The organism is Micromonospora sp. NPDC003776 (assembly GCF_053605645.1).
Genome location: NZ_JBSGJR010000306.1, coordinates 1 through 8,001 on the forward strand (window position 1 = coordinate 1; position 8,001 = coordinate 8,001).

At 71.3% G+C, this 8,001-nt stretch carries 8 protein-coding genes; 5 read left to right on the forward strand and 3 right to left on the reverse strand.

Annotated elements, in window-relative coordinates; all coding sequences use genetic code 11:
- Positions 1-134 precede the first annotated feature (134 nt).
- The 5 genes from ACWEVO_RS22675 (at position 135) to polA (ending at position 6,657) form a co-directional block, all read left to right on the forward strand.
- Entirely contained in the window at positions 135-1,085 is a 951-nt protein-coding gene (locus ACWEVO_RS22675; protein ID WP_452309531.1) for a branched-chain amino acid ABC transporter permease, read from the forward strand.
- Entirely contained in the window at positions 1,082-2,239 is a 1,158-nt protein-coding gene (locus ACWEVO_RS22680; RefSeq protein WP_452309532.1) for a branched-chain amino acid ABC transporter permease, read from the forward strand. The genes ACWEVO_RS22675 and ACWEVO_RS22680 overlap by 4 nt, the downstream gene beginning before the upstream one ends.
- A complete protein-coding gene (locus tag ACWEVO_RS22685) occupies positions 2,232-3,152 on the forward strand; it encodes an ABC transporter ATP-binding protein (protein ID WP_452309533.1) in 921 nt (306 codons plus the stop codon). The genes ACWEVO_RS22680 and ACWEVO_RS22685 overlap by 8 nt, the downstream gene beginning before the upstream one ends.
- On the forward strand, positions 3,142-3,852 hold the full coding sequence (locus ACWEVO_RS22690; RefSeq protein ID WP_393179105.1) for an ABC transporter ATP-binding protein: 711 nt from the start codon (positions 3,142-3,144) through the stop codon (positions 3,850-3,852). The genes ACWEVO_RS22685 and ACWEVO_RS22690 overlap by 11 nt, the downstream gene beginning before the upstream one ends.
- Before the next feature lie 105 nt (positions 3,853-3,957).
- The gene (gene polA, locus ACWEVO_RS22695; RefSeq protein WP_452309534.1) at positions 3,958-6,657 is read left to right on the forward strand and encodes a DNA polymerase I; all 2,700 of its coding nucleotides are present in this window, start codon (positions 3,958-3,960) and stop codon (positions 6,655-6,657) included.
- An 89-nt stretch (positions 6,658-6,746) separates the two neighbouring features.
- Here the strand turns inward: polA and ACWEVO_RS22700 are convergent, their stop codons facing one another.
- The 3 genes from ACWEVO_RS22700 to ACWEVO_RS22710 form a co-directional block, all read right to left on the reverse strand.
- Entirely contained in the window at positions 6,747-7,178 is a 432-nt protein-coding gene (locus tag ACWEVO_RS22700; protein ID WP_452309535.1) for a DUF3140 domain-containing protein, read from the reverse strand.
- Positions 7,165-7,383 carry a DUF2945 domain-containing protein gene (locus tag ACWEVO_RS22705; protein WP_452309536.1) on the reverse strand — a complete coding sequence of 73 codons (219 nt, stop codon included), beginning with the start codon at positions 7,381-7,383 and terminating at the stop codon, positions 7,165-7,167. The genes ACWEVO_RS22700 and ACWEVO_RS22705 overlap by 14 nt, the downstream gene beginning before the upstream one ends.
- A gap of 56 nt (positions 7,384-7,439) precedes the next feature.
- Positions 7,440-8,001: class I SAM-dependent methyltransferase (locus tag ACWEVO_RS22710; protein ID WP_452309537.1), on the reverse strand; the 562-nt coding region annotated here is incomplete at its 5' end.

The window sequence follows — 8,001 nt, forward strand, 5'->3', positions numbered from 1 at the left end:
GCTTGGTCGCCCCACAATTCTCTACCCCACCGCCCTGCGCGGTTTCGCCCGGCCCCCCCCCGGGCGCCCTGGCGGGGGGGGGGGTTTTTTTCCCGCCCGCCCCCACCGCTTGGCCGCACAGTTGGAGCCCCCTCTTGAACTTCGATGAGCTCTTCGGGAACTTCCCGGCGCTGACCATCACCGGGCTGGAACAGGGCGCGATCTACGCGCTCGTCGCGCTCGGCTACACCCTGGTGTACGGCGTCCTGCGCCTGATCAACTTCGCCCACTCCGAGGTCTTCATGGTCGGTACCTTCACCGCCCTGTGGACCTGGGAGGCCCTGGGCTACGACCAGAACAGCCCCGCTCCCGCCTTCGGCCCGCTGATCGTGGCGATCCTGGCCGGCCTCGCGGTCGCGATGGTCGCGTCGGCGTCCACCGCGGTCGTCGTCGAACTGGTCGCCTACCGGCCGCTGCGTCGCCGCAACGCCCCGCCGCTGGCCTTCCTCATCACCGCGATCGGCGCCTCGTTCGTGCTCTCCGAGTCGTTCGGCATCGGCACCGAGCGGGCCCCGTACGGCATGCCGGAGCTGATCCCGCAGAAGACGGTCTTCACCCTCTTCGGGGCCGAGGTCACCAACCTCCAGCTGCTGATCCTCGGTGTCACGCTGATCATGATGATCGGGCTCGACCAGTTCGTGAACCGCAGCCGGCTCGGTCGCGGTATCCGCGCCGTGGCCCAGGACCCGGACACCGCCGCCCTGATGGGTGTCAACAAGAACCGGGTCATCCTGCTGGTGTTCGTGCTCGGCGGCCTGATGGCCGGCGTGGCCGCCCTGCTGTGGGACGTCCGGTTCGGTTTCACCAAGTTCAACGTCGGCTTCCTGATCGGGCTCAAGGCCTTCTCGGCCGCGGTGCTCGGCGGCATCGGCAACCTGCGGGGCGCGCTGGTCGGCGGCCTGTTGCTGGGAGTCGTGGAGAACTACGCCGCCGGCCTGTTCGGCGGAGACTGGAAGGACTTCACCGGTTTCGTGCTGCTGATCGTGCTGCTGATGTTCCGGCCGACCGGCCTGCTCGGCGAATCTCTCGGGAGGGCGCGCGCATGACCGCCAGCTCGGACAAGAAGAGCCGCATGGCGGCGTTCCGTACCCGCTGGGACGCGATGCCGAAGCAGGCCCGCTGGGCCGGCCTCGCCGCGCTCGTGGTCTTCCTCTACATCCTGCCCAACCGGTGGTTCTACGAGTACCTCGGTTTCCCGATCGGCAGCGACTACTTCGCCTTCTACACCACCCGCTCGGACTTCGCGACGGTGCTCTTCGACACCTCGGTGTTCGTCCTGCTGGCGGTGGGCCTGAACGTCGTGGTCGGCTTCGCCGGTCTGCTCGACCTCGGTTACTTCGGCTTCTACGCGGTCGGCGCGTACACGGTGGCGCTGCTGACCTCGCCGGAGAGCCGGTTCGGCACGAACTGGCCGTGGCTGGCGGCGGTGCCGGTGGCGATCGTGGTGGCGATGGTCTCCGGGGTGATCCTCGGTGGCCCGACGCTGCGGCTGCGCGGCGACTACCTGGCCATCGTGACCCTCGGCTTCGCCGAGATGATCCGCCTCTACGCGGCCCGCAACGAGGGCATCGCGCAGGGCCAGCGGGGCATCCCGCAGATCCCGCACCCGCCGGGCACCGGCACGGACGGCAAGCCGCTGTTCGGCGTGGAGAGCTCGAAGCCCTACTACTGGCTGATCCTCACGGTGATCATCGTGATCATCTTCGCGATGCGGAACCTGGCCAACAGCCGGGTCGGCCGGGCCTGGGTGGCGATCCGTGAGGACGAGGACGCCGCCGAGATCATGGGCGTGCCGACGTTCAAGTACAAGCTGTGGGCGTTCGCCATCGGCGCGGCGGTCGGCGGTCTGACCGGTGCGATATTCGCCGGGAAGCAGACGTTCATCAACTCGGACAGCTTCCTGCTGGAGAACTCGATCCTGGTGCTGGCCGCGGTCATCCTCGGCGGTGCGGGCAACATCAAGGGCGCGATCGTCGGCGGTGCGATCACCTGGTACCTGCCGGAGTGGCTGCGTGGGGTGGGCGATCTCATCGGCGTCGAGTTCGACGCGGCCGAGTACCGGATCCTGGTCTTCGGCCTGGTGGTCATCATCATGATGATCTTCCGGCCGCAGGGTCTGGTGCCCAACCGGCGCCGGGCGGCCGAGTTCGCCGACCGGCGCAAGGAAGCGGTCCCCCAGGAGACGGTGCCCAATGAGTGAGCCGCAGATGCACAGCGAGCGGGACGAGACCAGCGAGCGGGACATCGCCGACGACGGTCGCAGCACCGTCGGCACCCCGCCGGAGTCCGGCGCGGACACGCCGGTGGAGCCCACCCCCGGGGAGACCGCCCCGGCCGGGCGGGAGCCGCTGCTGGAGGTCGACCACGTCACCCTCCGCTTCGGCGGTGTGGTCGCCCTGAACGACGTCGCGTTCACCCTCTACAAGGGGGAGGTCCTCGGCCTGATCGGCCCGAACGGCGCCGGCAAGACGACCTGCTTCAACGCGATGACGGGCGTCTACCGGCCCACCGAGGGCGAGATCCGGTTCAAGGGGCAGCGGACCAACGGCAAGCGCCGGTCCTGGATCACCAAGGCGGGCATCGCCCGGACGTTCCAGAACATCCGGCTCTTCCCCGAGATGACCGCGCTGGAGAACGTGATGGTGGGTGCGGACGCCCACCACAAGACGAGCGTGATCTCCGCGATGCTGCGGCTGCCGCGGCACTGGCGCGAGGAGCGGCAGGGCCGGGACAAGGCGTACGAGCTGCTGCGCTTCGTCGGCATCGAGCGCCGCGCCGGGGACCTGGCCCGCAACCTCTCGTACGGCGAGCAGCGCCGGCTGGAGATCGCCCGGGCCATGGCCACCGACCCCACCCTGCTCTGCCTGGACGAGCCGGCCGCCGGCTTCACCCCGGCGGAGAAGGAGGAACTGCTCGGCCTGATCCGTAAGATCCGGGACAACGGCACGACCGTGCTGCTCATCGAGCACGACATGCGGCTGGTCATGGGCGTCACCGACCGGATCGTGGTGCTGGAGTTCGGCAAGAAGATCGCCGAGGGCCTGCCGGCCGAGGTCCGGGAGGACCCGAAGGTGATCGCCGCGTACCTGGGGGTGCCGACCGATGCTGCTTGAGATCAAGGACCTGACCCTGCTGTACGGGCGGATCCAGGCGCTGCACGGGATCAGCCTGACGGTGAACGAGGGCGAGGTGGTGGCCCTGATCGGTGCGAACGGCGCCGGCAAGACCACCACCATGCGGGCGATCTCCGGGCTGCGCCCGGTGGCGTCCGGCTCGATCGTCTTCGACGGCACCGACGTCACCCGGATGCGGGCCGACCTGCGGGTGGCCCGGGGCATCGGGCAGGCGCCCGAGGGTCGGGGCGTCTTCCCCGGCATGACCGTCCTGGAGAACCTGGAGATGGGGGCGTACACCCGCCGGGACCGGTCGGGCATCGCCGAGGACATGAAGATGGTCATGGACCTCTTCCCCCGGCTCGCCGAGCGGCGCAAGCAGGCCGGCGGCACGCTCTCCGGCGGTGAGCAGCAGATGCTGGCGGTGGGCCGGGCGCTGATGGCCCGCCCGCGGCTGCTGCTGCTCGACGAGCCGTCGATGGGGCTCGCGCCGATGCTGATCCAGCAGATCTTCGAGATCATCACCCGGATCAACGAGCAGGGCACCACGATCCTGCTGGTGGAGCAAAACGCCCAGCAGGCGCTCTCCCGCGCCCACCGGGGCTACGTGCTGGAGACCGGCCGGATCGTCAAGGAGGGCACCGGCCGGGACCTGCTGCACGACCCGGCGGTCAAGGAGGCGTATCTCGGCGTGGCCTGACGTCGTACCCTCCGGCGGCCGGTCGTCCCTCGCGGGGCGGCCGGCCGCCGGCGTTGCGGTGCCGCCATACCCGGGTTGTCGGGCCCACGGACTAGAGTCGCTGCCGTGACAGCTACGACCCCGCGCCTGCTCCTCGTCGACGGACACTCCCTGGCATACCGGGCGTTCTTCGCCCTGCCGGTGGAGAACTTCTCCACCACCACGGGGCAGCCGACCAACGCGGTCTACGGCTTCACCTCGATGCTGATCAACGTGCTCCGCGACGAGCAGCCCACCCACATCGTGGTCGCCTTCGACGTCTCCCGCCGCTCGTTCCGCACCGAGAAGTACGCCGAGTACAAGGCCGGCCGCAGCGAGACCCCGACCGACTTCAAGGGCCAGGTCAGCCTGGTCAAGGAGGTCCTGGCCGCGCTGCGCGTCCCGGTGGTGGAGCGGGAGGGCTACGAGGCCGACGACGTCATCGCCACCCTCGCCTGCCAGGCCCGCGACCAGGGCATGGAGGTGCTGATCACCACCGGCGACCGGGACGCGTTCCAGCTGGTCGGTGACCGGGTCACCGTGCTCTACCCGCGCAAGGGCGTCTCCGACCTGGCCCGGATGGACCCGGCGGCGGTCGAGGCGAAGTACGGCGTCGGCCCGGAGCGCTACCGCGACCTGGCCGCGCTGGTCGGCGAGACCAGCGACAACCTGCCCGGCGTCCCGGGCGTCGGCCCGAAGACCGCGGCCAAGTGGATCAACATGTACGGCGGGGTGGAGGGCGTGGTCGCCCACGCCGACGCGATCAAGGGCAAGGCCGGCGACAGCCTGCGCGAGCGGCTCGCCGACGTGATCCGCAACTACGAGATCAACTGCCTGGTCGCCGACCTGGAGCTGCCGGTGCGGCCCGAGGACGCGCGCTGGCAGGGCTGGGACCGGGAGGCCGTGCACCAGGTCTTCGACACCCTCCAGTTCCGCATCCTGCGTGACCGCCTCTACCAGTACCTGGAGGCGGTCGAGCCGGAGGCCGAGGCCGGCTTCGAACTGGCCGGCGCGGTGCTCACCGAGCCCGGCGCGCTGGCCGGCTGGCTGGAAACGCACGCCCCGGCCGGCACCCCGGTCGGGGTCGCGGTCAAGCTCGACACCGGCCCCAACCGGCGGCACACCGCCTCGGTGACCGGGCTGGCGCTGGCCACCGCCGGCGGGGCGGCCGCCTGGGTCGACCCGGCGACGCTGGACCCGAAGGACGAGGGCGCGCTGGCCGGCTGGCTGGCCGACGGCACCCGCCCCAAGGTGCTGCACGACAGCAAGCCCGCCGTGCTGGCGTTCGCCGCGCACGGCTGGGACCTGCAGGGCATCGCCCGCGACACCCAGATCGCGGCCTACCTGGCCCGCCCCGACCAGCGCTCGTACGACCTGACCGACCTGGCGCTGCGCTACCTGCACCGCGAGCTGCGGGTGGACGCGCCGGAGACCGGCCAGCTCACCCTCGACGGGCTGGGCGACGACGGCGTGGCCGAGCAGAACCTGATGCTGCACGCCCGGGCCACCCTCGACCTGGCCGACGCGATCGACGCGGAGCTGTCCCGCGACGGCGAGCAGTCCGCCCGGTTGATGGCCGGCGTGGAGCTGCCGCTGATGCGGGTCCTCGCCGCCATGGAGCGCACCGGCATCGCCGCCGACACCCACTACCTGTCCGAGCTGGAGGCGCACTTCGCGGCCGAGGTGAAGGCCGCCGCGCAGGGCGCGTACGAGGTGATCGGCCGCGAGTTCAACCTGGGCTCGCCCAAGCAGCTGCAGGAGATCCTCTTCGGCGAGCTGGCCCTGCCCAAGACCAAGAAGATCAAGACCGGCTACACCACCGACGCCGACGCCCTGCAGTGGCTCTACGCGCAGACCGAGCACCCGCTGCTGCACCACCTGCTGCGGCACCGGGACGTGGCCAAGCTCAAGTCGACCGTCGACGGGCTGCTCAAGTCGGTCTCCGACGACGGCCGGATCCACACCACGTTCAACCAGACCGTGGCCGCCACCGGCCGGCTCTCCTCGACCGAGCCCAACCTGCAGAACATCCCCATCCGCACCGAGGAGGGGCGGCGCATCCGGCGCGCCTTCGTCGTCGGCGAGGGCTACGAGTGCCTGCTCACCGCCGACTACAGCCAGATCGAAATGCGGATCATGGCGCACCTGTCGTCGGACGACGCGCTGATCGACGCGTTCAACTCCGGGCACGACTTCCACGCCGCCACCGCCTCGTCGGTCTTCGCGCTGCCGGTCGACCAGGTCACCGCCGACCACCGTCGCAAGATCAAGGCGATGAACTACGGCCTCGCGTACGGGTTGAGCGCCTTCGGCCTCTCCCAGCAGCTCGGCATCACCGCCGAGGAGGCGCGTGGCCTGATGGAGGACTACTTCGCCGGCTTCGGCGGGGTCCGTGACTACCTCCAGGAGGTGGTGGCCCGGGCCCGGCACGACGGCTACACCTCCACCATCCTGGGCCGCCGGCGGTACCTTCCCGACCTGGTCAGCGACAACCGGCAGCGCCGGGAGATGGCCGAGCGGATGGCGCTCAACGCCCCGATCCAGGGTTCGGCGGCCGACATCATCAAGGTCGCCATGCTGCACGTCGACACCGCGCTGCGCGAGGCGGGGCTGCGCTCGCGGATGCTGCTGCAGGTGCACGACGAGCTGGTCTTCGAGGTGGCCCCGGGTGAGCGGGAGACCCTGGAGGCCCTGGTCCGCACCCGGATGGGGGAGGCGTACCCGCTGTCGGTGCCGCTGGAGGTGTCGGTCGGCGAGGGCCGGGACTGGAACAGCGCCGACCACTGACCGACGCCGCTGCGCCGTGGCGGCGGTGTCCGTGACCCGGACACCGCCACCTCGCGGTCTGTGCGCCTGGCCGCTTGCCTGCTGCGGGGTCAGCGGCCGGGGCCGCGGCGGGCCTTCGGCGGGGCGCCGTGCCGCTCCAGCGCCTTGCGGGACGGGCCGCCCGGCGGCGGCAGCGGCTCCTTGACCGGGTCGTGGCCCCAGTTCATCAGCGAGTACCGCCAGCGGGTCCGGCGGACGTCGCCGCTCGGCCGCTGCGCCATGTGCCGCCGGACGTACCCGACGACCTTGCGCATGTGCTTGTAGTCGGCGGCGGAGAGCTCGTCGCGCTTGCGGCGCAGCAGCTCGATGATCCGGCGGCCGGACTCGTGGCCGACCGTCTCGCCGCCCGCGGCGCCCTTCCTCCGCCAGCCGACGTGCTTGGACTCGTCGGTCTCCAACCACGACCGCAGCTCGCCGGGCTTCATGTTCACCGCCTCGGTGAACTCGCGGTAGGTCTGCTGCTCGTCCTCACCTCGACTCACGGCGCAGCACCTCCGGTCGGTGGGCGACGTCCCGGCCCGAGTCGTCGTTGCGGATCCGGTACTGCGGCTCCTCCGGCGAGGCGTTCACCGCGTGCCCGCGGACGTGCGTCCGTTCGGTCAGCTTCTCCTTGACGACGCCGTACGCCCGGCCGCTGTGGCTGGCCCAGGAGACGTGGTCGCCGGTGCGGAACTCCTTCTCGGCCATGCCCGCCGGGTACCCGTGCCGGCCGGCCGGAAACGGCGCCCGGGACCGGGCGAGCGTCAGTGCGCCGGCTTCTCCGCGACGAAGATGGCGGTGCCGGGGAAGAGCCGGCCGCGCAGCGGGCTCCACTGCCCCCAGATCCCCTCGTGTCCCGCCGGCCACTCCGGCTCCACCAGGTCCAGCAGCCGGAACCCGGCGCCGACCAGCTCGCGGATCCGGTCGCCGAGGGTGCGGTGCTGCTCGACGTACGTGGCCACGCCGTGCTCGTCCTGCTCCACGTACGGGGAGCGGTCGAAGTACGAGTGCACGGCGGTCAGCCCGCCCTCGCCCGGGTCGTCGAGGAAGATCCAGCGCATCGGGTGGGTGACCGAGAAGACCCAGCGGCCGCCGGGGCGCAGCACCCGGGCCACTTCCCGCATCGCGCCCGCCGAGTCGTCCACGAACGGGATGGCCCCGAAGGCGGTGCAGACGGTGTCGAACGCCGCGTCGGCGAAGGGCAGGGCGAGCGCGTCGGCCTGCACCAGCGGCACGCCTACCCCGGTCCGGGCGGCCGCCTGCGCGGCGTGCCGCAGCATGCCGGCGGAGAGGTCCAGGGCGACCGGGTGGGCGCCCCGGGTGGCC

Bases quoted from the DNA above. Each gene is read 5' to 3' on its own strand.
- ACWEVO_RS22680 (WP_452309532.1), top strand. From the start codon at position 1,082: ATGACCGCCAGCTCGGACAAGAAGAGCCGCATGGCGGCGTTCCGTACC.
- ACWEVO_RS22705 (WP_452309536.1), bottom strand. From the start codon at position 7,383: ATGGCCGAGAAGGAGTTCCGCACCGGCGACCACGTCTCCTGGGCCAGC.
- ACWEVO_RS22685 (WP_452309533.1), top strand. From the start codon at position 2,232: ATGAGTGAGCCGCAGATGCACAGCGAGCGGGACGAGACCAGCGAGCGG.
- ACWEVO_RS22690 (WP_393179105.1), top strand. From the start codon at position 3,142: ATGCTGCTTGAGATCAAGGACCTGACCCTGCTGTACGGGCGGATCCAG.